Origin of the sequence: Streptomyces sp. Edi4, from assembly GCF_040253615.1 — a bacterium.
Classification (GTDB): domain Bacteria; phylum Actinomycetota; class Actinomycetes; order Streptomycetales; family Streptomycetaceae; genus Streptomyces.
In genome coordinates this window covers 2,787,327-2,811,390 of sequence record NZ_JBEJGY010000004.1, presented here as the reverse complement: position 1 = coordinate 2,811,390, position 24,064 = coordinate 2,787,327, and the positions used below count along the sequence as shown (strand labels likewise).

At 71.4% G+C, this 24,064-nt stretch carries 28 protein-coding genes; 1 reads left to right on the top strand and 27 read right to left on the bottom strand.

Annotation, left to right across the window (positions count from 1 at the left end; all coding sequences use genetic code 11):
* The first annotated feature begins 93 nt into the window (after window positions 1-93).
* A complete protein-coding gene (locus ABR738_RS14825) occupies window positions 94-990 on the top strand; it encodes a DUF5655 domain-containing protein (protein ID WP_350230449.1) in 897 nt (298 codons plus the stop codon).
* A 98-nt stretch (window positions 991-1,088) separates the two neighbouring features.
* Here ABR738_RS14825 and ABR738_RS37765 read toward each other — a convergent pair whose 3' ends face one another.
* The 27 genes from ABR738_RS37765 to ABR738_RS14685 form a co-directional block, all read right to left on the bottom strand.
* The gene (locus ABR738_RS37765; RefSeq protein WP_502964089.1) at window positions 1,089-2,546 is read right to left on the bottom strand and encodes an SPDY domain-containing protein; all 1,458 of its coding nucleotides are present in this window, start codon (window positions 2,544-2,546) and stop codon (window positions 1,089-1,091) included.
* Window positions 2,547-2,611: 65 nt separating this feature from the next.
* Window positions 2,612-3,730, bottom strand: a complete 1,119-nt coding sequence (locus ABR738_RS14810; RefSeq protein ID WP_350230448.1) for a DnaB-like helicase N-terminal domain-containing protein — start codon at window positions 3,728-3,730, stop codon at window positions 2,612-2,614.
* A complete protein-coding gene (locus ABR738_RS14805; RefSeq protein WP_350230447.1) occupies window positions 3,730-5,001 on the bottom strand; it encodes a DNA cytosine methyltransferase in 1,272 nt (423 codons plus the stop codon). The genes ABR738_RS14810 and ABR738_RS14805 overlap by 1 nt, the downstream gene beginning before the upstream one ends.
* Window positions 4,998-5,861 (bottom strand): adenine nucleotide alpha hydrolase family protein, encoded by an 864-nt coding sequence (locus tag ABR738_RS14800; RefSeq protein WP_350234576.1) that lies wholly within the window; start codon window positions 5,859-5,861, stop codon window positions 4,998-5,000. Before ABR738_RS14800 ends, ABR738_RS14805 begins: the two co-directional genes overlap by 4 nt.
* Before the next feature lie 247 nt (window positions 5,862-6,108).
* The gene (locus ABR738_RS14795; RefSeq protein ID WP_350230446.1) at window positions 6,109-6,531 is read right to left on the bottom strand and encodes a hypothetical protein; all 423 of its coding nucleotides are present in this window, start codon (window positions 6,529-6,531) and stop codon (window positions 6,109-6,111) included.
* Window positions 6,532-6,689: 158 nt separating this feature from the next.
* A complete protein-coding gene (locus tag ABR738_RS14790; protein WP_350230445.1) occupies window positions 6,690-7,292 on the bottom strand; it encodes a hypothetical protein in 603 nt (200 codons plus the stop codon).
* Window positions 7,293-7,379: 87 nt separating this feature from the next.
* A complete protein-coding gene (locus ABR738_RS14785) occupies window positions 7,380-7,523 on the bottom strand; it encodes a hypothetical protein (RefSeq protein ID WP_350230444.1) in 144 nt (47 codons plus the stop codon).
* Window positions 7,524-8,238: 715 nt separating this feature from the next.
* On the bottom strand, window positions 8,239-10,029 hold the full coding sequence (locus ABR738_RS14780) for a type IV secretory system conjugative DNA transfer family protein (protein ID WP_350230443.1): 1,791 nt from the start codon (window positions 10,027-10,029) through the stop codon (window positions 8,239-8,241).
* Window positions 10,030-10,063: 34 nt separating this feature from the next.
* Entirely contained in the window at window positions 10,064-10,849 is a 786-nt protein-coding gene (locus ABR738_RS14775) for an SPDY domain-containing protein (protein ID WP_350230442.1), read from the bottom strand.
* Window positions 10,850-10,851: 2 nt separating this feature from the next.
* Window positions 10,852-11,274: a hypothetical protein gene (locus ABR738_RS14770; protein WP_350230441.1), complete on the bottom strand. Its 423-nt coding sequence runs from the start codon at window positions 11,272-11,274 to the stop codon at window positions 10,852-10,854.
* Between the two features lie 166 nt (window positions 11,275-11,440).
* Window positions 11,441-12,262 (bottom strand): SPDY domain-containing protein, encoded by an 822-nt coding sequence (locus ABR738_RS14765; protein WP_350230440.1) that lies wholly within the window; start codon window positions 12,260-12,262, stop codon window positions 11,441-11,443.
* The gene (locus ABR738_RS14760) at window positions 12,262-12,609 is read right to left on the bottom strand and encodes a hypothetical protein (protein WP_350230439.1); all 348 of its coding nucleotides are present in this window, start codon (window positions 12,607-12,609) and stop codon (window positions 12,262-12,264) included. Before ABR738_RS14760 ends, ABR738_RS14765 begins: the two co-directional genes overlap by 1 nt.
* Window positions 12,610-12,638: 29 nt before the next feature.
* Window positions 12,639-13,442 (bottom strand): SPDY domain-containing protein, encoded by an 804-nt coding sequence (locus ABR738_RS14755; protein ID WP_350230438.1) that lies wholly within the window; start codon window positions 13,440-13,442, stop codon window positions 12,639-12,641.
* Entirely contained in the window at window positions 13,439-13,822 is a 384-nt protein-coding gene (locus ABR738_RS14750; RefSeq protein WP_350230437.1) for a hypothetical protein, read from the bottom strand. Before ABR738_RS14750 ends, ABR738_RS14755 begins: the two co-directional genes overlap by 4 nt.
* A 274-nt stretch (window positions 13,823-14,096) precedes the next feature.
* Window positions 14,097-14,504, bottom strand: a complete 408-nt coding sequence (locus ABR738_RS14745; RefSeq protein WP_350230436.1) for a hypothetical protein — start codon at window positions 14,502-14,504, stop codon at window positions 14,097-14,099.
* Between the two features lie 115 nt (window positions 14,505-14,619).
* Window positions 14,620-15,378, bottom strand: a complete 759-nt coding sequence (locus ABR738_RS14740; protein WP_350230435.1) for a hypothetical protein — start codon at window positions 15,376-15,378, stop codon at window positions 14,620-14,622.
* A gap of 23 nt (window positions 15,379-15,401) precedes the next feature.
* Window positions 15,402-16,097: a hypothetical protein gene (locus tag ABR738_RS14735; protein ID WP_350230434.1), complete on the bottom strand. Its 696-nt coding sequence runs from the start codon at window positions 16,095-16,097 to the stop codon at window positions 15,402-15,404.
* 13 nt (window positions 16,098-16,110) lie between these two features.
* The gene (locus ABR738_RS14730; RefSeq protein WP_350230433.1) at window positions 16,111-16,965 is read right to left on the bottom strand and encodes a relaxase/mobilization nuclease; all 855 of its coding nucleotides are present in this window, start codon (window positions 16,963-16,965) and stop codon (window positions 16,111-16,113) included.
* A complete protein-coding gene (locus tag ABR738_RS14725) occupies window positions 16,962-17,387 on the bottom strand; it encodes a hypothetical protein (protein ID WP_350230432.1) in 426 nt (141 codons plus the stop codon). Before ABR738_RS14725 ends, ABR738_RS14730 begins: the two co-directional genes overlap by 4 nt.
* A gap of 101 nt (window positions 17,388-17,488) precedes the next feature.
* A complete protein-coding gene (locus ABR738_RS14720; protein ID WP_350230431.1) occupies window positions 17,489-17,986 on the bottom strand; it encodes a hypothetical protein in 498 nt (165 codons plus the stop codon).
* A 48-nt stretch (window positions 17,987-18,034) separates the two neighbouring features.
* Window positions 18,035-19,306 (bottom strand): MFS transporter, encoded by a 1,272-nt coding sequence (locus ABR738_RS14715; RefSeq protein ID WP_350230430.1) that lies wholly within the window; start codon window positions 19,304-19,306, stop codon window positions 18,035-18,037.
* A 27-nt stretch (window positions 19,307-19,333) separates the two neighbouring features.
* Window positions 19,334-20,431: a hypothetical protein gene (locus ABR738_RS14710; RefSeq protein WP_350230429.1), complete on the bottom strand. Its 1,098-nt coding sequence runs from the start codon at window positions 20,429-20,431 to the stop codon at window positions 19,334-19,336.
* Between the two features lie 77 nt (window positions 20,432-20,508).
* Entirely contained in the window at window positions 20,509-20,967 is a 459-nt protein-coding gene (locus ABR738_RS14705; RefSeq protein WP_350230428.1) for a hypothetical protein, read from the bottom strand.
* 39 nt (window positions 20,968-21,006) lie between these two features.
* Window positions 21,007-22,107, bottom strand: a complete 1,101-nt coding sequence (locus tag ABR738_RS14700; RefSeq protein WP_350230427.1) for a hypothetical protein — start codon at window positions 22,105-22,107, stop codon at window positions 21,007-21,009.
* Entirely contained in the window at window positions 22,100-22,840 is a 741-nt protein-coding gene (locus ABR738_RS14695; protein WP_350234575.1) for a glycosyltransferase family 2 protein, read from the bottom strand. Before ABR738_RS14695 ends, ABR738_RS14700 begins: the two co-directional genes overlap by 8 nt.
* A 50-nt stretch (window positions 22,841-22,890) precedes the next feature.
* On the bottom strand, window positions 22,891-23,424 hold the full coding sequence (locus tag ABR738_RS14690; RefSeq protein WP_350230426.1) for a hypothetical protein: 534 nt from the start codon (window positions 23,422-23,424) through the stop codon (window positions 22,891-22,893).
* A gap of 83 nt (window positions 23,425-23,507) precedes the next feature.
* Window positions 23,508-24,056 carry a hypothetical protein gene (locus ABR738_RS14685; RefSeq protein ID WP_350230425.1) on the bottom strand — a complete coding sequence of 183 codons (549 nt, stop codon included), beginning with the start codon at window positions 24,054-24,056 and terminating at the stop codon, window positions 23,508-23,510.
* Window positions 24,057-24,064: the final 8 nt, after the last annotated feature.

Below are 24,064 nucleotides of genomic sequence, written 5' to 3'. Positions count from 1 at the left end.
GGGTCTCACACTATCTTCACGCCCCCGTAGCCTCTCGCGGAAACAATCCCGCACCCCTTCGGCGTTGGTGATCTCCGAGCAGGGGAAGGGGAGGTGTCGGGCCTGAAGCTGTTTCGCACGGACACGACGAATGGCGGCATGACCGAGGTCGTGCCGCGTCTTGCTGAGGTCGAGGCCGATGTGCAGGGTCTCGTCGAGACGCACATGGAGACGCTGCTGGGAGTCCGGTTCCTGGCGAGCGAGTACAGCACCGGACCGGTGCACGGGGGCCGGGTCGACTCGCTGGGGCTGGACGAGAACGGCTCGCCGGTCATCGTGGAATACAAGCGCGGCACGGATGCCGGCGTGATCAATCAGGGGCTGTTCTACCTGGCCTGGTTGATGGACCACCGTGCCGAGTTCGAGCACCTGGTCCGCGACCGGCTCGGGGTGACGGCCGCGTCCCAGGTCCTGTGGAGCGGCCCACGTCTGATCTGCATCGCCGGCGACTTCACCCGCTACGACGTGCACGCCGTGCGCGAGCACCGGCGCTCGATCGACCTGGTCCGCTACCGACTCTTCGGCAACGACCTGCTCGGCCTTGAGACCGTGGCCTCGGTGAGCGGCGGCATGCAGCTGGCTCGCCGCGCACGGCGCCAGTCTGTTGCTCAGGCAGCGGCCGATGTCCAGAGCGCGGCGATGATGGAGTTGGCGGGCGCGGTCGACGAGGTCCTGCTCGGGCTCGGGGACGGCGTGAACCGCGTGGAGCGCAAGCAGTACCGGGCGTACCAGCGGCTGCGGAACTTTGCCTGCCTGTGCCCGCCGCAGCGCAGCAAGCTGTTGGTCTACCTGAAGGTCGACCCGAAGGACGTCGAGCTCGTTCCGGGCTTCACTCGGGACGTGTCCGGTCTCGGTCACCACGGGACGGGCGACCTGGAGGTCCAGCTCCGTACGCCGAGGGACGTGGAGCGGGCGCAGGATCTGTTCCGGGCGAGCTACGCGGCGGCGTGAACGGATGCCGCTGCATGCCACCTGACGGGCTGCGCTTCGTGTTGTGTCTGCGGTCGCGGGAGGGGCCTTTCGACGTTCGGGCAGGGGGTGGCGGTGGACTATCTATGGTCCGCGGGATCGCCGGTTTGGCCAACCGGTGATCCCGCGCTATGTTGCCCCGCTCGTGTGGGCTGATGATCAGCGTGAGCGGCTGACGGAGCGGCCGGCCGTGACCGCCGGAGCCGTCGGTGCTCTGGTGGCGAGGCGGGTCTGGTGCTCGCGGCCCGGCTGGGCCTGGCGCGTGCCGGTCTGGTGGGCGAGGGTCTCGGAGAGACCTGCCAGCAGCGAACTCGGGATGTGGGGGGACGCTGTGACGGTCCAGGCGGGCCGGTCCGGACCCGGTCCGGACCGGGTCCGGACCAGATGGTCCAGGTGGCCAGGTTCTGATTCGGGTGCTGCGCGGCGAAGGCGTCGAAGTGGACGCCCGCAGCGCCGTCAGAGGACGTCCAGCGGATCCAGCGCCCGTCCACGGTGTGCTTCCATCCGGCGTCGGAGAGCGGCTGGGTTGCTGCGGTGACCATCTTCTCGTCAACCGGGGCGCCGACGTGGGTGTCCCAGCCGTCTCCGTCGGCGAGGTGGGTGAGCAGATCCTGCAGCACCGGTGCGGGGGTGGCGCCGGTCGCGGTGAGGACCCACATGCGGTCGGAGACGGGTGTCTCGTAGGCAGCCACGGTCCAGGCGGTCTCGTGGGCGGGGGTGTCGTGGACGCGTTCGATGCGCAGGGTCTGCGACTCGTGAATGGCGTGGGTCGTGTCATCCGACCAGGTTCGCCACTTGTCGAACTCGCCGTGCGCGTTGAGAAAGGTGTCGAGGAGAGCGTCGTGGTCACCGGCATCGGCCAGATAGACGGGGACAATCTCCGGCTCCGGGCGGGAAGGCTCGGACTTGGCCGTGGTGACGTCGAAGACGGAGCGCGCTTCGATGGCGGCGCGTTCGGTGTCGGTCAGGGGCGCCGGCCCGGGGCGCATCTCGGCCGCGTGGACACGTTCGAAGGCCATCAGTGCTTCTGCGGGCGAGTCGAAGGTGTCGGCGACCTGACGCAGGTGGTCCTCGCCGTGCAAGTAGACGGACTTGCCTCCCCGGTGGAGGTAGGTGCCGACCGCGACGGTGGTGTGGCCGTCGCGGGCGTGGGCGTGGATGAGGAGGTGGCCGTGGCGGATGTCGTCGTGGATCTTCTGCGCCTGGTCGGAGACCTCACGGATCTCGCTGCGGGTGCACCACGGCATCGGATAGTTCGGCCAGCTCCATTCCCCGTCGATGGCTTCCTGGAGCCGCGGGGTGACTTCGACGGTGATGCCTTCTGCTGTCAGGTGCTTGGCTGCGTCGTTGGCCCAGTACGGCTCCTCGTGATCGATGCGGGCCAGGATCAGGACGTTGGTGGCGGCGACGCTCCAGCCGGCGGCCTCGAGAGCCATGAGAGCGACGCGGGCCTGCGTGCCGGTCAGGATGGCCTGTACGGCGCTCGGGTGAGTGGGGTGGGTGTCGAGGCGGACGTGGGCGTCGATGGCGGCAGTCACGTGGGGGTCTCACCTGTTCTGCCGGTGGCCGGGCCTTCGGGTCCGGCCACCGGCGTACTCGGGGGCTACCGGGTTGCTCGTGCGGACCGGGGGACGTGCGCGGCCCTGGTCGTCGGTGGCCCGGCGCGGGTGGTGGACGCGGGCCGCCGCCGCTGTGGCGGGGTGACTCCGGTGGCGTGCTGCCAGCGGGTGCGGACGGCGGAGATGTCGGCGAGGGCACGGCGTGCGCCGACGACGAGCTGGAAGGGGGTGTTCGCTGGGTCGCCGGCGTACGCCTCGATGCGCCGGCCGGTGTGCTCAGCCGTGGTCAGGAGGGAGCGCAGCAGGGCCCGCTCACCCCAGTGCTCGACGGAACCAGCGGGCTCCGCCAGCATGCGCAGGACCTCGCCCGGTTCACTTCCCTCGTCCAGCAGGCCACGCTGCTGGGCTTCCCACAGGACCGTGACGGGGTCGACGGGCTCGTGGCGGCGGGCCAGTGCTGTCAGGCACTGCCACAGGCCGGCATGCAGCGGCAGGGCGAGGTCGTCGGGGAGTAGCCACCGGACGGAGTCGATGTCGGAGGGGCAGGCGGTGGCGGTGGCGAGCAGGAGCTGCTCCTCCTCGACCGCCTCAGCGGGGTCTTGCGCGGCGGGTGGCGGCGGTGCCGTGGTGCGGGGAAGCACGCCTGCGCGGGGCGGGAAGCGATTGGCGATGTCGTCCACGACCGTGGCGAGCGCGTCGGCCTCGGTGAGCACCGTCTGGACGGGGTGCGGGAGGGAGACGTCGTGGACGGTCTGGACGAGGCGTTCGGCGGCTGTCTGCAGGCGGCGGCGGGCGTGCTCCGCCTCGACCATCCGGGCGTAGGCAGGGGCATGGCTGGGCCAGGGGCAGACCTGGACGAGGGCGTGCAGATAGGAGGCGGTCAGCCCGCGCGCCTGCTCCTGGGCCGTGGCGAGCACGCGGTCGAGCCACTTGGTGTTCTTCGCGTGCTCGGCGGGGTCGGGCCGCGGCAGGGTGGTGATCGCGCCGTACAGGGCGGCGTGCGCGGCGGTGGAGAAGGAGTCGGCGGCGATGCCGCTCACGTCGTCCACCCGGTGCGGGTCGAGGAGGAGGGCCCCGAGGAGGGCCTGCTCGACGTGGAACACCGGCTGGGGAGGTGCGACGGCGTCGAGGTCGTCTTCGTCGGGTTCGGGGGTGTGGGGCATCAGGCGGCGAGGGTGAAGTCGTCGGGGTCGAGGGCGACGCCGAGGTGCGGGGCGAGGAGGTGGCCGGCGAGCAACGGGGGCACCGCGTTGCCGATCTGGGAGAACTGCTGGCCCTTGTTGCCGGCCCAGGGGTAGTCGGCCGGGAAGGTCTGCAGGAGGCCGGCCTCGCGGGCAGTGATCCGGATCGGCTCGGGGACGGCCGGCACGTCGGTGTCTTTGGCCGGAGGTGTGGTGGGTTCGGCGACCCAGGTGCACTCGTTCGCGCGGTGACCGAAGAACAGCGTGCCGGCCGGCTCGGACAGCGGACGGACGGTGGCGTTGGCCTGGTTGTTGCTGCGTAGGGACCATGACCAGCGGTGGGCCTCGGCGGTGAACGTCGGCGCCGGAGCGTCGGCGCCACGGTTCTCGCGGGTGCCGTGCCTGGCTGCCCATCCCGTTCCTTCGCGACGGGACTGCAGGACCATCCCCTCCGGCCGGGGCATCCAGGTGCCGCGCTGCCGGGCATCGGACAGCGTCTTGCGCGAGCCCGACGGGAACGGTTCGGGTCCGCCGCCGGGGCCGCCGCCCGCGCAGACGGTGGGGACGGGGCGGTCGGTTGCCCCCCACCCCAGGGCTTCGGCCATGCTGACCCAGCGGACGCGGCCCGGACCGAACAGCGACTGGGGCTCGGCGAGTTGGGCGTGCGTGGGCGTGGGCGGCTGTGCCGTGCGGACGCGGGAGGCCAGGAGGATCGCTCGCCTTCTGGTCTGGGGGACGCCGAAGTCGGCGGCGTTGAGGATGCCGTACCAGACGGAGAATCCCCACCCGCGCAGGACGGCCGCGTACTGCTTCCACAGGGGCAGGACGTCCGGTACTTCCTCCATGGCGACCCAGTCGGGCTCGCCGACCGTGTTCAGGGCGTAGAGGTAGCGCATCGGCTCGGCGGCGAGCAGGGAACGCTCGTCGCGGCAGGCGGCGAGGAGACGCTCGCGGGTGTCGCGGCCGGCGGCCAGGTCTTCGACCGCCGCGTGCACCAGCGGCTGGTCGAGCAGACCGAGGCGCTTGCCGGCCATGCTCCACGCCTGACACGGCGGCGAGGCGATCACGCCGCGCGTGCGGCCGACGAAAGGCCAGGTCGGATACATGGCCACATCGGTCCGGATGGTCAACTGTCCTGCCGCAGAACGGGTCTTGCACGCCCACTGGTCCCATTCCAGCCCGACGTCACGCACGCCCAGGACGTGCAGTGCCCTGCTCCAGCCGCCCGGCCCCGCGAAGAGGTCGAGTATCACGTGGCAAGCCCGAAGTCGTCCTGCGCCAGCGCGTCGGCGCCGCCGCGGCACGCCCAGGGCGAGCAGCCGTCCTCGACGCCGTTCTCCAGGACGTCGGCCTCGTCCGCTCCGATGCGCAGGGCGGCCCGTTCGGCGGCGGTGACGTGGTCGATCGGCGCCTGGCTCAGCGGGACGCGGGAGCGGTGCAAGAACGCCTCGCCGAGCAGTCGGCTGCCCGACGCATTGGCGCGGGCATTTCCCTGCCGGATGGCCGTGTCGAATTCGACGACGTCCGCCCACTCGGAAGGAGAGGTGTCCCTGATATGCCTCCACTGCGCATTTCCGTGGAACGGGCATCCCAGACAACTCGACTTCGGCGTGTCGGCGAGGCCGAGTGAGGTCAGGTATCGCACACAGTCGGCCCTGCTCCAGGACATGTCCAGAAGGGGGTGCCGATTGCGCATGTACTTGACGTCTGCGTCCTTCGCGCGATGGAATTCATCGGTCGAGATTCCGACCCATTGTTCGACGAACACGCCCTTCGGAATGCGTGCGGGATAGGGGTATCCAAGCAGATCGCGAACCTTCTGCTTTATTGGCTTTACCTTATACTCGCCGGTGCACTGCCGTCGGGTCATTCCAGGTCGCCCGTCCTGATTGAGAATGTGGAGAGGCATGGAGGCGAACCGGTGATCGGGGTTCAATGCATCGCTGCGAATGTTTCCGGATGAGACGCGGAAGACTGGTATGCCGGCAGGTTTTGCTATCTCTCTTTCCAGGCGGTCCAGGTGAGAGTAAACAGCCTCGGGCTCCCAGCCGGTATCGGCGAAAATCGCGTAGTCGACCTTGGGGAGGATTCCCTCGGCTGAAAGGGCAAGCAGGGTGCTGGACTGAACTCCCGCACCTAGCGAAATGATTTTCAGGGTGGGGGTACTCATAGAATTCCAGGGGTGAGGGCGCGGTGATCCGCGTGGTGAAGGGGCGGGCGGGGTGCCGGGCAGCGCGGGCGACGGGCCAGGGCTGAGGCGTCCGAGGCCGGAGTCAATTGGGTGCGCGACTTCGCGGATCGGACGGGCTGCGGATTCAGGCGACCGTGCGTTCCCGGGGTGGACCGATGCTGGATGCGGGTCAGCGGGTGCGTGGCGTGGCTGCGACTGTGCTGGAGGGCGGCAGCGCAGGCGGCCTCGTGGGGGTGCTGGTGTGAGCGGTGGAGCTGCGGAGGACTTCAAGGTGGGCGCCAGTTTCGGCAAGGCGCCAGAACGTCCATCCGGTACGGATGGGCGAGACCTGTGGGCGCAGCGCTGTGATGACGGCGCGAGCGGCACCGCTGGGGGTCTTGTACTGGCCCGCTCCAGGGCCTGCGGGGATGCTCAAGGAGCCGGTGGAACGGTCGAAGTGTCCCTCGATGCGCCTGTGCTGGTAGATGGCGTAGACGGGGGTGAGCGTCCCGGCGCGGACTGGTGTCTCGGACGCGGGTTGGGCGTAGAGGTGGAGCAGGTGAGCGATGGTCTCGCCGGCGGTGAGCCCCAATGCGCGGGCGAGGAGAGCCACTTGCTGGTGAATCTCGGACTCGACGTGGAGGTGCTGGGGTGCGGATGTCAGGTCGTTCTCCTGGGTGGTCGTGGAGTGGAGGTCCGCCAGGGGGTTTTGGTGGCACCAACCGCTCGCTGCGTATTGCGTGGTAGAGGGTGGGGATGCGGTGGCGGAGATCAGCGGGCGCGACGACGGGCAGCAGGCGTGGCCGGTGGGCCGGGAACGGCAGTTGAGGTGCGGCGGGGTGCGGCCGGGATGGCCTGCGGGTCGGGGATGTTGAGGCCGACGCGAACACCGAGGCCGTGGGTGTAAGCGTGTGCCTCAGCGCGCGTGACGGCGCCGAGCAGGCCGCCGTGGTCGAGCCCAGGCGGCGGCTGGTGGTCGGAGCCGTCTACCGCGAGGGTGAAACCGTGCAGCTCCAGCAGGGAGCGGGCGGCGTCGGTCCCGGCTGTCGCGGCCACGGTGTCGTCGGTGAACTGGAAACGGATTTCCGGTTCGGACACGGGAGTGTCCGGGCTCCAGCGCGTCGTCCAGGAGAGGTCGACAAGGTCGTGGGTGTGGGCCAGGAGTCCGTACATCGCGGCGCCGGCGCGCTCGTGTGCGTCCTGGGCAGTTCCCGGTGGGAGCAGATAGACCGTGCGGCCGAGGTGCTCGCGAGCGGTGAACCCGGCCTCGGTCAGCAGACGGTCGGCATCGCGGATACGGCGGTTGAGGGCGACGAAGGTATGCCCATCGTCGGTGGACCCGATGAACACATCGGGGATGTCTATGAGAGACATGGTTCTCCAGGGAGGGGCCGGGTGCAGGATCCGGCGGTGCTTCTTCGCTGCCTTCTCGGCGCCCCCGATCTCTGGTTGCGGTGAAGATCAGCGGGCCCGGCGCGAAGCGGTCTCTCCGCGTGCTGCCGTCGGTCCGGCGCTGACCGGGTGGGAGCGGACGTCGGCGATGACTGCGTTCAGTGCTGCGGTGGGCGTCATGGCGTCGAGGTCGTGGGATTCGTAGGTGCCCATGAGCGTGTCCCGTCAGGGGCTTGCCAGAGGGTGCGGGCGATCTGCTCGGTCCCGAGGTCGGTCCGCGGCCGGGATGGCGTGTGCCAGCCCGGCCGCGGCGGGCGGCAGCACGTCGAACAGCAGGCCCTCGACTGGCGGTTGGATCACGCCCGACGAGGATGCTGTGCGGCCGGGGCGGGCACCGGTACTGCGGCGGGCAGGCTTGGCGCAAGGGGGTGGTGAGGCACGTCCGGGCGGGCTCGGGCCGCTCGCTGTGCGCGAAGGGCCTCGTTGCGGGCGTGGATGTAGTGCGGGAGCAGCCGTTCCCGCAACCGCCAGGCGGCGCGGACCGGGACGGGGGGCACCGCGATAGACGGAGGCGCGGGAACGCGGTCGGCGAGGTCCTCGTGCAGGCCGCCGGGGATGAGCGGGCAGACCAGCACGCGGCCGGTCCGGTGCGGAAGCAGATAGAGGGCCTGCCCACTCGGGCCGGCTAGCACGGCATCCGTGACAGGGCCGAACCGGGCGAGTGAGGGGCGGGCGTCGTACGGGGTCCACACGCGGCCGATGAGGCCGGATCGCAGAACTGGGTCAGTGTGGCTTTCTACGTCAGCAGCCCAGTCGCCGGGCAGATGCAGCGCGAGGCCGCGTGCGAACTCGGCGATGTTGGTGGGAGTAATGGGCGGATCCTTCGAGGCAGGAGAGAGCGGGAGCGGGAGGGGGCGAGCGGAGGCGGTCACGCGGCCTTGCCGAAGTCGGTCTGCTTCGGGGCGGCCTTGGCGACGGCGCGCTCGGTGATGCCCTTCGAGGCGCGGGCGGAGGCGGCGGACAGTTCGGCGGCGCCGGGTTCGAGATACCAGGGGCGCAGGTCGAGCATGGCGGCGCGCATGCCGGTGGCGAAGCACAGGGCGGTGCCCTTGGGCAGGGCGCGGATCGCGTCGGCGGGCAGGATCCGCTGCTGCCGCATGCTGACCGAGGTCGACTTGCCGGACTCCGAATGCGAGGTCGACGTGGTCTCCACGTCGTGGTCGCCAATCAGACGGGACAGTTTGTCCGCGAAGTCCGGATCATCGATGCCGGAGCCGATGACCTTCACGGTGGAGGCGGACCACATGGCGTCCATGCCGGCGTCTCCCCAGACTTTCTGGCCCTGGCGGTAGCTCTGGAGGATCGTGATCGGGATGATGCCGCGGCTTCCGAGGTGGGAGTACAAGTCCGGAAGGTCCGAGATTTTACAGACGTTGGCGGCCTCGTCGAGGATCGCGAGCATTGGCGGGTCGAGGCGTCCGCCGGCGCGCTCGGCTTGTGCGGTCGCGGCGCGCATCACGGAGTCCGCGCACGCGGCGATCAACGCCGAGGCTCCGCCGCCGCCGTCCTTGCTCAGCAGGAACAGCGTGTCCGTGGACGTGACGAAGTCGGCGGGCCGGAACTCGGGGACGTCCTTCTGTGGCGTCACCCAGGCCGCGATCTCGGAGTTGAGCAGGGCGGCGGCGTACTGGCGGGCGGTCTCGTAGATGCCGTCACGCGTCTCCGGTGGTCCCTCCACGGTCCCCTTGAGCTGGGCGGCGACGGCGGCGAAGCCGTGGTCGCGGAGGATGTCGAGCGGGGTGCGGTCGGCCGGGAAGGCGAGCCACTGCATGATGTCGGTGATCGGCCGCTCGTCGAGGGCTGCTGCCAGCAGTAGCTGGGAGAGGATGTTGCTGCCGGCCTTGGACCAGAAGTCGCCCTGCTGCGAAGCGTCCACCGAGGCGGCGAGGAAGTGGCCGGCCAGCCGGTTCGCCCCGTCCAGAGTGGTCGCGCTGGCGAGGGGGTTCCACCACATCTCACGGGCAGCGTGGGCGATCTGCTGCGGGTCCATGGTCCACACCTGCCCCACCTCCGCCCGGGCGTCGTAGGCGGTGGTGAAGGCATCGCCTGCGGCTTTGTTCGAGGTCAGCAGGACCGGGCCGGGCGCGGCGAGGATGGAGGGGATGGCCAGCGAGGTGGTCTTGCCGGAGCGGGGGGCCATGATCGCAACGGCGACGTCCTCGAACCCCATCCGTACCTCGTGGCGGCTGCCTTGGATGTTGCCGAGCAGGATGCCGGTGTCGTTCGCGTCGATGTGCTTGGCGTCCTTCAGGCTCGGGCGCAGGGAGCGGGCCTTGGCGGTGATCGCCTTGGCCATCAGCGGCTCGATATCCCGAGCCTTGGCCATGTCGGTGATCTTTTTCTGTCGGCCGCCGCTGCGGTTCTTGTGCCGGGCCCACACGATGCCGGCCGCTGCTCCGAGGGCCAGGAGGAGGAGAACGGGAACGATGCGGCTGCCGATCAGAAGGGACGTTTCTCCCGCCTCGGGCCAGAGCTGTTCGGGGTGGAGCAAGGCGGCGGTCGGCTGGTACGGCGCCCAGGCGGCTCCGCTGAGGTAGGCGGTGATGTTGCCGCACAGCCAGGCGAGGTGGGACAGGGGGACGACGATGGCGAGCACGCCGAGGAGGAGGCGCAGGACGAGGTCGTACCCGTCGGTGGAACTGTTGGAGGAGGGTGGCAAAGGGCTACATGCTTCCGGGCGGGGGACGAAGGGGTTAGCGGTTGCGGCGGTTGTTGTCCGGTGGCCGTCGCAGGGGGCTCGGGCTGGCCAGCGGGCCGGTGCGGCGGGCGCCGAGAGTGTGGAGGCGTTCTTCCAGGGCCGAGGCGACCTGCACGGCGGGCACCTCCCGGCGTGTGCGGGTGACGGCGTTCGGGTTGCGGGTCGGGAGACGGCGCAAGCTGTCGGTGCGCGGCACGGGGCGCGGGTCGGCGAGCGCAGTGGTGAACGCGGTGATCAGGTGCGGTGGGGTGTGCTCGCCGAAGCGGGCCTGCCACACCGGCCGGAGCTCCGGGCCAACCGTGGCGTCGATGAACCAGGCGCCCGGTTCCTGCAAACTCCCCGAGCGCTGGATGTACGCGGTGCCGTCGGGCGACATGAGGCCGTCGCCTCCGATGCTGGGGGGCGACCAGGCGAGCCGCTGGAGCGGTTCGTACGGATCGGCTGGTGCGGTCGCCGTCGGGGCCGGGTCGGTAAGGGCGTCGGTGACGGCCGCGATGAGTTCGACCGGGGTGCGTGCGCCGAAACTCGCATACCAGGCGGGCCGGTCCGGCTGGTGGGCGTGATGGAGTGTCCACCACTGCCCGTCGGGGTCAGGCTCCAGGCGCAGGAGCGCCTGCTGGTCGGGGCTGGAGAGGATGACGCGGGGCATCAGGGGATCGTGTCCGTAGCTCCAGCCGCAGGCGCGGTGCAGGGGGACGGTGACCCAGGCAGGGTCGCCGCCGCCGGCCAGGTGACGCGGTGCGATGAAGTCGACCTCGACGGTCTCGGGCTTCGGGGGCATGTTCACCTCCGCACCGGGGTTCGCCGGCCGGGTGCGGGGACCGTGGTCGGTGGTGGGGCCAGGGGCGAGGGGGCGTTCAGGGCGGCGGAGTTGATCTCGCGGAGGGCCTGGCCGTGGGAGGCCCAGTCGTCGAGGTAGCTCCACGATTCGGCGTGATGCTCGGCGAGGGCGTCGTCGAAGGCCGGGGTGCCGGGCTGGGCGTTGGCGGGGAGGTTGTCGCGGGTCGCCTGCCACTGCTCGTGCAGCTCTTCGAGCCGTTCGAGCGCGGCGTGCAGAACGCCCAACTGGTAGACCCAGCGGCTCTGCACGGTGTTCTCCGGCAGGCGGGCAAGCTGGGTCTCGGCTGTGACCAGCAGGTGACGGGCGCTGGAGCGGAGCGGCTCGAACGCTGTGTGGGTGTCGGCGTCGCGCTGGCTTGCGCGCATTCCGTAGGCGTGGTCGTCGTACGGCCAGCCGTCGAGGTCGGTGTGCTCGTCGGAGTAGACGTCCCAGGCGTCGAGGATCTGCTTGCTGTCGCTCAGGTAGCCGTCGAGGTGACGGAGGAAAACGCGGTGTGCGGTGTGATCGGCGGAGATGAGGGGTCCTGTCGGTTCAGCGGCGAGCGGCCGGTTGGGCGGTTGCGGTCGGCGCCGGGGTCGTCGCGGGTTTCGTCCGCTGCCTGCGGGCGGCGCGTGATTGCGCGCGGAGGGCGTCGATGCGGGTGGCGTGCGCGTCGACGGTCTGCTGCGGGGTGTGCGGGCTGGGCTGTTGCACGACGCTGTGGTGGGCGGTGCGGTCGAACATGGCGCGCTGCAGCGGGGCGGGGTCGGCGAGCGCGGTGACGAAGGCGGTCACGAGGTGCTCGGGCGTGTTGCCGTCGAACCAGGCGTGCCAGATCCGGGGGCCCATGGGGGTTCCGTGTCCCGGCTCGCAGGTCTCGACGTGCCAGAACCCTTGGGCGTCGTCCGGATCGGGACGACGTTCCACATGGCACATGCCGTCGGCGGAGTGGGCCGCGGTCGCCGTCTTCCGCGCCCATCCTGCCGACTCCAGGACCTGAAACGGGTCCGGTCGCTGGGTGGTCGGCGGGGCGATGAGGGTGTCGGTGAGGTGGCCGAGGATCTCGGCGGGCACGAGTTCGCCGAATTCGGCGTACCAGCCCGGCTCGGTGCCGGTGGGCTCGGCCCACAGCCGCCACCATGCGGAGGTGGCGGACTGCGGGTCGAACTGGAGGCGGTAGCGGTGATCGGGGCTGTGCAGGACGATCTCGGCACTCAGCGGGTCGGATGTCGGGCTCCAACCGGCGGCGGCCAGACCGTGGGTGACATGGCGAGCGTCTCCGGGGCCGGCGAGGTGGCGGGGGCTGGTGTCGAACGGGATCTGCCAGGCGTGCTTGTCGGCGAAGGCGGCGAGTTGCCGTTCGCTCAGCGGCATCAGCCGCTCCCCGGCTCGGCTGTGGGGTCCTTCTCGCGCAGGGTGCGCAGGCCGTCGAGGACGTAGTGGAGGGTGTGCTGGTCGGCCTGTTCCCACGCGGCGGCGCGCAGCTCCGTGATCAGAAGGCTGGCGTGCTTGGTGCGCGGGGTGTCCGGGTGATCCTGCACGACGCGGGCGAGGGCGCGCAGGGTGTCGGCGAGTTGGACGGGGACGCCGGTGTACTCGTCGAGCAGGGGTTCGACGAGGGCGAGCGCCTCGTCCGGTTCGGGGTTGTCGCGCAGGTAGTTGGTGAGGCGGGACAGGGTTTCGGTCGCGGTGCGGATGGTGTCCGGGGTGAGTGCGGGCATCGGGCTCCTCGGGTTGTGGGTGTCGGGGTTCAGCGGCGGGTTCGGGTGCCGCCGGCGTGGGCGTGGGGGCGGGCCGTGGTGCGGGGGCGGGTGCTTCGGGCGGTGTTGCGGGCCCAGGTGGCGGCGCGGGCGGCGGTGATGCGGGCCTGTTGCCAGGCGCTGAGCTGGGAGGGCAGGACGGACACGGACGTGGTGCGGATCTGTGCGCTGTGCGGGACGCGGCCGAGGGGGCGCATCACGGGTTCGGGGCTGGCGAGTGCGGTCGAGAAGGCTTGCACGAGGTGCATGGGGGTGCTGGGTGTGAACTGTGCTGTCCAGCCGTTGCCTTGGCTGTCCTTGGCCCCGGTCCACCACATCGCCTCGCCGTCGGGACTCTGGTGGTACTGCATCCAGGCGCTGCCGTCGGGGCTGGTCGCGGTCACGTGCTCGCTGTTGGGCGGACGGTGCCATCCCTGGTCCCGCAAAGGTGCCCACACGTTGGGGGCGTGCGCGGAGCGGGGGCGGGTGAGGGCGTCGGTGAGACCGGCGACGATCTCCACCGGCGTCTGCCGCCCAAGGTGCGCCCACCACTGGTCCTGATGGCCGTTCGCGGCGCCGTGGATTGTCCACCCGCCGGGCAGGACGTAAGGGTCGTAGGAGATACGGACCGCGCGGTCCGGGCTTTCCATGGCGAGGGGGCCGCCCGTCTTGGACTTGTCTCGCCATCCCGATGCGCGCAGGAACTCGGAGACGTGCCGGACGTCGCCGCCACCGGCAAGGGCGCGCGGCTCGACGAGGTAGTGCTGCTGGGCCTGCTCGCCCGCCCCCCAGCCCTGCCACTGCTTCCTCTTCACCGGCGCCGCCGGACGACGAGCGGAGCGGGAGCCGGCGGCTTCGCCGCTGTTGTGGCGGGCTGGGCGCCGACGCGCCGGAGGGTGGCGCGGTGTTCGTCCAGGTCCCCGCCGATGGCGTCGAGCTCATTGGTGGCCCGGCCGAGGGCGAGCCACACCTCCGCTGGCAGCACGCCCCGCTTGGCCTGCTCCTTCGCGAACGTGCTGCTGACGGACACGAGGCCGGTGACGCCGTCGAGCAGGCCGTCGTCCGGGTCGAGGACGCGGGCGATGACCTGCATCGCTTCGTTAGGCGGGAGCTGGGCGAGGTGGTCGGCGAGCAGGCCGAGCTGGCGGGTGATCTCGTCGGCTAGCCGCACTGGGTACGGGGTGGGGTGGGACATGCTCCTCCAGGTCGGGGGGCGGTCAGTGGTGGTGGCGGTGGCCGATCCGCCGGGCTTCGCTGAGGACGGCTTCGGGGCGGGCGCCTGCCAGCGGGGAGGGGCGGTCAGGCCCGGTGGCGATGCAGGCGCGGAGGTAGCGGCGGAACAGGGCGGTGGCGAGGCGGGGCTTGAGGCGCCGGGAGATCGGCGGGGGCGCGAGGGGTGTTACGGGGACTCCAGTCGGTGGTGCGGTCGGGGGCGGCCCCGGCGGAGGCACCGGGGCCGCCGTTCGGGCTTACGGGCTACGTCGGGACGGCGCCGTGGGAGGAGAGGCAGCAGGCGAGGCGGGGCTGTGCACGGAAGGCCGGGGCTGATGGGCGCGTATCGCGTGCACGGCCTGCTGGTAGGCGGTCTCGTCGAACAGGTCCGGATCGATGTTGACCTTGTATCCGGCCACGAGGAGGGCTGGGATCGCGCGGCTCGCGAGGCGCTTCTGTTCCGCCTCTGGCAGGTGGTCCGGGACGGTGTGCCAGACGTAGACAGGGCCGCCGGTACGGACCTCCTGGCGCTCCATGCCGAGGTGGTCGAGCAGCGCGAGGAGCTTCTCGGACGCGCCAGTCGGTGTAGCCGCGTAGATCGTGCTGGTCAGTGCTTTGACGTAGAACTCGACGTCCGTCCCGCAGTCGTCGGCTCGGTTACCCAAGTGCGGTGCTCCTGATCGTCGTGGGGGGGCAGCGGCGGCGGGACGGCGCGGATGCCGAGGGTGCGAGAAGTGATGGTGATGTACTCCAGCACCAGGAAGTCGGGCTCCCTTTGCTTCATCGGGCCCTGTGGGCCGGGGTGCGGGTCGCAGCCGGGGCCGGCGGCATGGCGGCCGGGCTGGCGGCAGGTGCGATCCGGCCCGAGGGGTGCTGGAGGGCGGTGCCGATGCCGAGCGCGTCGAGCTGTGGGCCGATCTCGCGCAGGGCGCGAGCCTGGGCCCTGGTGTCGTCTGCGCTGAGGCGATAGATACCGGTCTGCTGGTCCTGGATGAAGCCGTGGGCCACCAGGACGGCGCCGGCCGTGTCGCCGACGGGCGCGGTGGCGACACTGCCGTCCTGCTGCCAGGTCAGGACGACCCGGTCCGGCTGGGACGGCTGGATGCCGTCCAGGGCGTTGTGGCGGACCTGGGCGAGAGCGGTGTCGTAGCGGGTGAGCAGGTCACCGGTGACCTGCTCGGCACTCAGGAAGGGGTCGTCCGCCAGAGCGATGCCGTTGGGCTCGGGTACTGCGCGGTATGCCTCGTCGGGCAGCGCTCGGGGGGCGACGGCGGCGATGAGGAAGCCGTCGCGTTCGTCGTGCCGGTCCAGGACGACGAGCTGGGCACCGTCCGGGCGGCTCAGAACGGCTGCCTGCTGGAGCGGGTGCTCGGCGAGGGATGCGGCGACCAGGTCCAGGTCCCAGATGCGGTCGGCCAGCTCGGCGAGGTCGTCCTTGTTCTCGGGAGGGTGGTAGGAACTGGTCCAGACGCCGGGGAGTTCGCCGGCGAGGACGTCGGCGTACGAGGCGAGGCGCTCGGAGGTTTCGTGATCGTGCATGGTGTCCTTGGGCGAGGTGAGGGTCAGCGGCGCAGCCCGGCGGCCACCGGGGGCGGCGGGGCCGGCAGTGTGCGCGGCGGGGGCGGGCAGGCGCACACGGCGGAGCGCTCACGTTCGGTGGCGGGGACCTCTTCGGCACAGGTGCTGCGGCCGGGGTGCGGGGCGTGCCGGTCGGCGAGGGCGTCGCGGGTGTGGGCGAGGTCGTTGCGGATGGAGCGCACACGCCACTCTTCGAGGTAGCGCAGGCGCCGGGCGATGTGCGGGTCGGCCGCGTCGCCGAGCCCGTCGTGGAACTCGGCGGTGGCGGTCAGGACTTCGCCCAGGGCGGCGAGGATGCCGTCGTGGGCGGCGGTTAGCTCGGTGAGGGTGTCGGCCACTTCGTCGGTGGTGGTGGCCTCGCGGATGCGTTCGGCGAGGCGGGCCACCGTTGCGCCCAGGGTCTGGTACCGGGGCGGGAGTTCTCCTGGCTCGAAGAGGACGTCGCATTCGACGTGGTATCCATCGGCTCGCAGTCGGGCGACGGCTTCGGTGGCGAGGCGGGACTCGTCGTGCTCGGTGAGACCGGTGGGGGCGCGGTGGTAGGTCTCGTGGACGCGGATGACGGGAACGAAACCGGAGCGCTGCAGGACACTGTGGGCCTTGGGGTCTCCGCCGCGGGCGAGGACCTCTTCGGAGTGCGGGTCGCGGCGGATGTCCAGGAAGCGGTCGTCCAGGGGCAAAGAGACGTTTCTCCTACGGTGATCGATGTGCGGCGCGGTGGGGGGCAGGCGGTGCGGCAGCGACGCGGGGGTGGACGGCAGGACTCAGGCGGGCTGCCGTCGTGTCCAGGTCTTCCTGGACGGCGTGGAGCCGGCGGGCGACCAGTTCCAGGTGATGCGCCGTGTCGGCACCGGCCACGCCGGGCTGTCGAGCGATGCGGTGGGCGGTGTGCTCGATGAGTCCGCGCACCGCGGCCAGCGGCCCGGACTGCTCGTCGGCGAGCTGCGTGAGGATGGCCGCCAGCTGGGCAGACACGGTGGGAACGGGCCTGGCAGCGGCCTGGAGCCGAGCAGCGGTTCGTACGGGGATCAGGCGCAGGTCCTGCTCGATGCGGCGGGACTCCTCCGAGAGGCGCCGCAAGGCGTCGGCCTGCGGGGCGTGCCATGTGCCGTCGAGGCGGACCAGGTTGGCGATCAGGTCGAGGCGCCCGGGCTGGGCCTGAACGGCGATCCACCGGCAGCCGTTCTTCTCGCCGGGGACTTCGATGCCGGCGGCGCGGGCCAGCCGGTGGGCAACCTCGGCCCATTCGGGGCCGGTCAGCTCGCGGTCGTCGGGGTGGAGCCGGACGCCGAGGTGGAAGATCGCCCGCCGGTCGCCCTTGGGGCCGGCGGCGAACCGGTGCTCCAGAAGCGGGTCTTCGAGGTGTTCGGCCCACTGGAGGGACGTCCAGATCTCCTGCTCGTCGTCCAAGGTGTAGGAGTCCAGGCCCGACCAGTGGGCGACGACGGTGTGCTCGGTCAGCCCCTCCTCCGGCGACACCGGGCGCCCAAGCGCCTCGGAGAGCGGGTCGTGCGGGGTGTCGGTCCGCTGATGGAGACGGGCAATCACCGGCCACCCCGGGCATCGGCGATGTGCACCAACTGGTTGAGGGCGGTGGTGGTGTACCAGCCGCAGTCGATCAGGGCGTTGTCGTCGGTGTACTTCGGCAGGAGAGCATCTTCCATGGCCCGCAGGTGGATCAGGCAGTCCGGGCAGCGACGCGAGAGATGCACGAGGTAGCGGGGGTGGGCGGTGATGTACGACTGTGCGCCGCCGGTCGCATCGCGCAGCCGCCAGCCGTCCTCGTCGGTCGGGGTGTGCCAGGACGGGGCGACCACGCGCATGGCGTCTCCCCACAGTTCTCCGCCGGCGACCCCCTTCAGGACGACAACCGTGTCACCGGCCTGAAAATGGGCGTGGGTGATGTCCCGGTCGGGGGTGAGCGGGTCGGGTGCCGGAGCGAACACCGGGGTGGGTGGGGTCAGGGACATGCGGTTCCTTCCACGCGAGGCGGGGTGGCGGTGGGAGGAACAATGGTCCGGAGGATCGCCGGTTTGGCTAACCGGCGATCCTCGGCTATGTTGCGCCCCCGTCAGCGGAACGGGTTCTCCGTCCCGCGGTCGTCCTCGCCGGCGGCGTCGAGGAGTTCGAGCAGGTCGGAGCCCTCCGCATCCCGCTGGTCGATCCACCATCCGGCGCGGGTGATGGAGCGGGCCTTCTCCTCCAGCTCCGCCCAGTCCGCCTCGTCCCAGGACCCCTCGATCACCAGCGCGGTGTGCGCGGAAGTCATCAGCTGGTGGCGGGATCGCTCGCCCCAGTCCAGGGCCCTCTCCGGGCCCTCCAACTGCGGCATGTCGAACTTCTCCGCCCACTCGACGGCAGCCTGCTGCTCCTCGGCGCGCTTCGCGGCGAGCCACTCCTCCTTGGACCCCGTGTCGGCATCGCGAGCTGCCTTCCAGCAATCGGTGCAATCCTTAGCCGCGAGCCAGCGGGCGAACCCAGCACGCTTGTCAGCGGGACGGTTGGACAAGTCATGAACGACCTGGTGAGAGCACGAGTGCTCGACAGTCCACTGCCTACGGACGGCCATATGTGAATCTCCTCAAAATAGGGTTAACGGTGACTGATTGGGCGCTGTTCAGGGCGACTTGTGCCGACCCGAAGACGGGCGGCGGTGTCGGCCGCGCCGCGAGAGGTGCCCCGTGGGGCTAAGGTGCGGGCGCGCGGCGAACAGGACGGTGAGCGCGAAGACGGCACCGGCGGCGGGGAGCGCGGCGCTGGCGAAGGGCTGCTCGGCGAGGCGCCCGGCGAGGGCGGTACCTGCGGACTGGCCCGCACCGATCGACAGGATCAGCCACGCGTACGCCTCGCTCGTCCGGCCCGCAGGGGTGAGCGCGTCGGTGGTGACGTAGGCGCAGGCAACCACGACGGTCAGGAACGCACCGGGTACGACGACCGCACAGGTGGCCGCGTACGGTCCCAGGAGGGCAAGCAGCGGGAGCCACCCAGCCAGGAACGCGGTCCCGGCAGCGATCAGCCGGCGGGTGGTGGTACTGGTCCAGGTACGGCGTCCGTAGATGAGCCCGCCGAGGAAGCTGCCGGTCGAGAACGCGGCGGGCAGGATCCCGGAGAGCATGTCCTGTCCGTGGTGCTCGGCCATGGCGATGGCCCACACGTTCAGCGCTCCGATCGCGAACCCGATCCCGGTAAGGGAGGCGAACAGCAGCACCAGGCCGGTGCTTGCCAGCCGCCGCCCGGGCCCGCCGTCCGTGCTCGTCGGCTGCGCGGGACGCCAGCGCCGGGAGGGCGGTGCGCAGGCGACAGTGGCGGTGCCGACCAGACCGAGGGCAGCGGTGACGGCGAGTGCAAGGGACGGGCTGTATGCGGAGGCGAGCGCGGCGACGAGCAGCGGGCCGACGATGTACAGCAAGCCCTGCGTGCCCGTGTCCAGGGCGAGCGCGGCATGCCGAAGCCGGGGATTGGGAAGCACACTCGGCCACAGCGCCCGGAGCCCGGCCTCCAACGGTGGCGTGCTCAGTCCGGCGGCGATGACGATCGTCGTGGCGATGGCCGTCCCGCCGTGCGGGCCGGCCAGCGGCAGGGCCACCAGCAGTGCGGAGTTGAGCAGGGCGGCGGGCAGGTGCACGGCGGTCTGGCCGTGGCGGTCCATCAGGCGTCCCTTGACCGGCTGCGCCAGCGCCGAGGACAGCCCGTACAGGGCGCTGAGCAGCCCGCCGAAGGCGATGCTGCCTCCGGTCGCGGTGGCCCACAAGAGGATGGCTACGGGTGCCATGCCGTTGGGGAGGCGGCCGGTGAGGGTGCCGCCGAGCAGGCGGGCGACGTACGGGCTGCCCAGCACCGCGCCATAGGTGATGCGCGGTGCCGGGGCCGGGGGTGCGGTCAGGGACAACGGGTGCTTTCTCTCGGGGAGCGGTGCCTAGCGGTGGCGGGCGGTGGTGGTGCGAGGTGGCGGCGTGGGCGGGGTGGTGTCCACGGCGGGGCGCGGGCGGACCCGTAGGACGGGGGTGCGGTGCGGCGGCAGGACGGCCACGGTCGCGCCGAGGTCCTCGGCCGCCTCGTGCACTTCGCGGGTGAGGAAGTCGATCTGCCGGCCGAGTGCGGCGAGCCGGGCGGCGATCTGCCGGCCCTGTACGGTCTCCAGCGCGCTCGCGAACTGGGCCCCGGTTTCCAGGAGTTCCTGGAGGCGGATCATCGGGCCCGCGTTGTAGCCGCGCTGGGTGGCGCCGAGGAGCGCGTTCGAGGCGTCACCGGCGTGCTGGGCCTCGACGACGTCCCGGATGAGTTCCTGCAAGGACACCTCGGGGGTGGGCTCCGGGCGGTTGAACCGGGAGACGTCCGCGCGCAGCACGCCGGGCGGGACCGGGGCGGGCAGCGCTTGTCCGGCCTCGTATTCGTGGGCGTAGTGCCCGATCACCTGCCAGCCCGGTGCGTCCGGGTCGCCGAGCAGGGCGACCACCGTCGAGTCGTCGTCCTCGATCAGATGGGCGAGGGTGATGGGCTGCCCGTCAGCGGCGTACCACGACTCGGTCAGCTCCAGTTCGCCTCGCCTATGCGCGGCCTGGGCCCGCTCGGTCCACATCTGCTGTTCTTCGTCGGTCAGCGGGGCGTGCTGCAGGCGTTGGTGCTGGTCGGCGAGGTTGGTGGCGATGAAGCTGTGGTCCGCCCAGGCGGTCAGGTGTGGCCACAGGGCCGTGTGCTGGGCGCGTTCGGCCGCCGAGCCGGGGGCGGCTGGCCGGTCGAGGGCCCGGCGGATCTCGGCGGTGGAGGCGGTGAGGCCGTCCAGCACGGTCCGCCATCCGGTGGTGTGCCGGGCGGGCGGCAGCTCGTCGAGAGCACGGTGGGCGGCATTGAGCAGCGCATCGGCGTGCGGGGCAAGGTGCGTGGCATACGCCTCCACGGCTGCCTGATTGCGCTGGCCGCGGGCGGCTGCCGCGGCACCGGGGTGAACGGTTCGCCCGTAGCGGTCGCGTGTGATGTCGAGCGCGGTCTCGGTCTCGCTGTCGATGACGGCCATCCGCAGCCGGAAGTCGCGCGCTCGGTGTGCAAGGTCAGGTACGGGCAGGGGGACGGGGACGGGTTCGTTTCCGGGCTTCATCGAGGCCGCCCGGTGCTGGAGGCCGTCAGGTGGACGGTCGGTGCGTAGGTGGGCTTCGGCGGGACTGGCCGGGCTGGCGGGGGCGAGGTGGTGGGCGCGGTGCCGCGTTGCGTCGTGCGGCCGGCGGCGGCCTGCGCGAGGCGGCTGCGGCGTTCCAGGAGCCCGTTCGGCAGAACGGGCCGCGGCGGGCTGGCCGAGGCGGCGGGGTCGAGAGCTATGTCGGCGTGCACGGCGTACCCATGACGGCGGAGATCGTGTACGGCCTGGCGGGTGCGGCGGGCGCCGTCGCGCTCGGGTTCGCTGAGCCGGAACAGCCCGGGTTCGCCGGGGACGGGTTCGAACTGTTCGCGGACCAGGAACCACTGGGCGAGGTGCGCGGACATGGAGGAGGTGAAGGAGGCGACGAAGCCGTGGTCTTCATGGGTGCCGAAGACGAAGTGGGTGCCAGGGTCCAAGGGGCGGGATTCTCCTCACGATGAAGGTGGTAGGGCAGGTCAGCGGCGCTGTGCGCGACGGGCCACCGGCAGGGCGAGGGGTGCGGAAACGGCGAGGGCTGGACGCCGGTGCGGAGCGCTGACGCGGGCCTGGCGCAGGAACGCTTCACCGTCGGCCAGCCAGGTCTCGATGGCCGGCCACGCTCGCGCGTTGCGCTCCTGGGGCCGGAGAGGTCCGCCGCAGAGCAGCTCCTTCCGCAGGCCCTCGGCGTCGGTCAGGGCGGTGGCCAGGCGGGTGAGCGCTGCGGCGTCCTGGGGCCACGGGCTGCTGGCCGGGCGGCACCGGTTGAGCAACGCCGGGGCGCGGTCCACGACGGTGACAAAGCTCCGCCAGGACTGGTCGAGAAACTCCTCGGTCGCGGCGCCGAGGGCGTTCACGTTGAGAGGGCTGGCGTCGCTGTAGCGGCCGGAGGCAACCATGGCCTCCCAGGTCTCGCGCTCGGAGCCGATGCGCTGGAGCACGGTGGCGATGGCCGCGGCATGGCGGGCATGGACGGCCTGCTCGTAGGAGGGGAGGTACCGGTCGGCGACGGCCTGCGCCGCACGTCCGGGAAACGGCGGCAGGACGATACTGCGCGGGGCGTGCGGATCGCCGTAGCCCTCTTCGAGCCCCTCGGGCACGAACGCTCCTACCAGGTAGTCGAGTTGGTGCCCGGGGCGCTCGACGAGCAGCAGCGTGGTACCGGAGACCGGGTCGGCGAGCGTGGCCGCGTAGGGGATCCGCTCAGTCTGTAGGGCCCGGCCGAGTTCGCCGCTGTCCCATATCCAGGGCACGAGATCCTCCTGCCAGACGGGGTGGGAGTAGATCTCGACCGTCGTGTCCCACTGGCCGGGCAGCAGGCGGGCCATGTCCCGGGCGGCGTCGCCGATGAACCGCCGGCTGCTCGTGCTCACGCTGGTGCGGTGCCGTTCGGCACAGCGGACCAGGTCGGCCACGGTGGCGCGGGAGGCATCTGCCGGCAGGTGGTAGACGCCGGCCTCGCCGCGCCGGAAGCCGGTCTCTTCCAGGGCGGTGTGCGCCCACGGGTAATGCTCGCCCGAGGCGATGGCGACGATGCCCGCGTCCCGGCTGTACGACAGGGTGATCCGCGCGTCAGCCACGGACCAGGTCTTCGCGATCGCGCAGGGCCGAGAGCAGGCTGCGGCCGTACTGCCAGGCATGGTCTCTGGCCGCAGCCTCCAGCTGGTCGTAACCCGACTGGGCTGTCATCTGGCCCAAGTGCTTTCGATATCTGTACACGGGTACCGGCAGCAGAATTCCGGGCGCGAGGTTCGTGAGGCCGATGGCGCAGTAGTCCTCGCCCTGGACGAGGCCGCCCATCGGGGCGGCGCGCACCAGTTCGGTGCGGGCGAGGATCGTGGTCGGCCCGATCGGGATGGTGTCCGCCGGGGACTTCCAGTACGTCCATACGTCGCCGGCCTCGTGCCGGCCGGGCGGCGTGGGGCACCGCCACAGGGTGGTCGAGCCGTCGGGGTGCAGGTCCTCACTCCACCCTGCACACCAGCCCACCCCAGCCGCTTCCAGGGCGTTGAGTCGCACGGACATGGCGTCGTCGCTGAACTCGTCATCGTCGTCCGCCCAGTTCGTGTAGGGGGTGCGGACCTGGGTGAGAGCGAGGTTGCGGGCGCAGGCGGCGCCGACCGGGCGGGGCAGCACGAGGGTGCGGACGCGGGGGTCCTCGGCAAGCGGGGCGGGCAGGCGATCGGCCGAAACCCCGTCGAGCGCGATCAGGGCTTCCCACGGCACGGACTGCCGGGTCAGGCTGGCGTGCATGGCGCTCAGATAGCCGAGCCGGTCCTCGCGCAGGCGGCTGGCGATGACGATGGTGATCAGGGGCGTGGCGTGCGAGGGCAGGAAAGACTCCGGGGAACGAGGAGGAGGGACTAGCGGCGTGTGGCGGGGCGGCGCGGGGTGCCGGCCTTCGCCGGGGCCGCGGTGGGAGTGCTCTGGGGCGGCGTACTGCGTACGGCCCTGATGACCGGCGGGGCTGCCAGGGAGGACCAGCGATCCGGGTGGTCGCTGAAGACGGTGCGCGGGTCGGTGGCCCAGTCCACGACTGGGCCGATGTCTTCATGGAGCAGGCTGATCACTTCGATCCCCTGCCGGTGCAGGACGTAGCCCCACTGCATGTCCTGCGCGTCGGCCGTGTCGTCGGTGACCGTCATGCGTGCCGGCGGGGAGCCGTCGGGGGTGATCAGGTGGTCCAGCGTGCGGCTGGGCCACTGTTCGCCGCCGGTCAGCGCGGTGATGAGCGCGGGCGGGGCGCCGTCGAGGAGATCCGTGCCCAGCTCTTCCCAGCCGATGGCGACGTTGTCGACGAGGTGACGGGTCATGGCCTCCAGTCCACGCCCGAACCGGTGCTGGTAGGCGGTCAGGAGCAGGGGCAGGTGGTGGCTGGGTACGCCGTCGAGCTGCACGTGGATGCCGCTGTAGCCGGTGGGGGTGGGGCGGGCGATAAAGGAACGGGTCGACAGGTGCGGCCTCCGAAGGGGGCGGGTGGTTACCGGCCGGGTGTGGGGTCGGCGGGCGGGGCGTGCGGCGGGGCCGGGGGAAGCCCCGTCGAGGGCCGTGCCGGGCCCGGCGGCGGGCGGGTCGGCGTCGGCGCCGGGTCGTACTCGGCGCGCAGGGTCGTCAGATCGGCTTCGTCTGCGATGGCCGCCACGGACAGGCTGCGGCTGGCCGCTTCCATCAGCAGCTTGGGCGGCGAACCCTTCGCCGCGCCGCGGTGCTGGCCGCGCCACTGCGCGGCGGCGAGGAGGTAGTCGCTCACCGCCCGCAGTGCGGGTTCGGCGGCATCCAGAAGGTGCTGGGTGACGGCGCTGACCTCGGCAGGGTTCCGGGCTGCGGCGAGCGCGGCTAGGTAGGGTGCGAGGCCAGGGCTGGGCAGGGGCTTGTCCGGCAGCGGGTGTTTGGCCAGGAAGGGCTCGGCATCCCGCCGCGCCCACCGGAGCAGATCACCGCGGGTGGCGATGCCGTAGCGGGCGGCGGCGATCTGGTCGGCGTCGCGGCCGACGTTGTCGTACAGCTCGAAGTCGGGGTGGTGAGGCACGGGTCCTT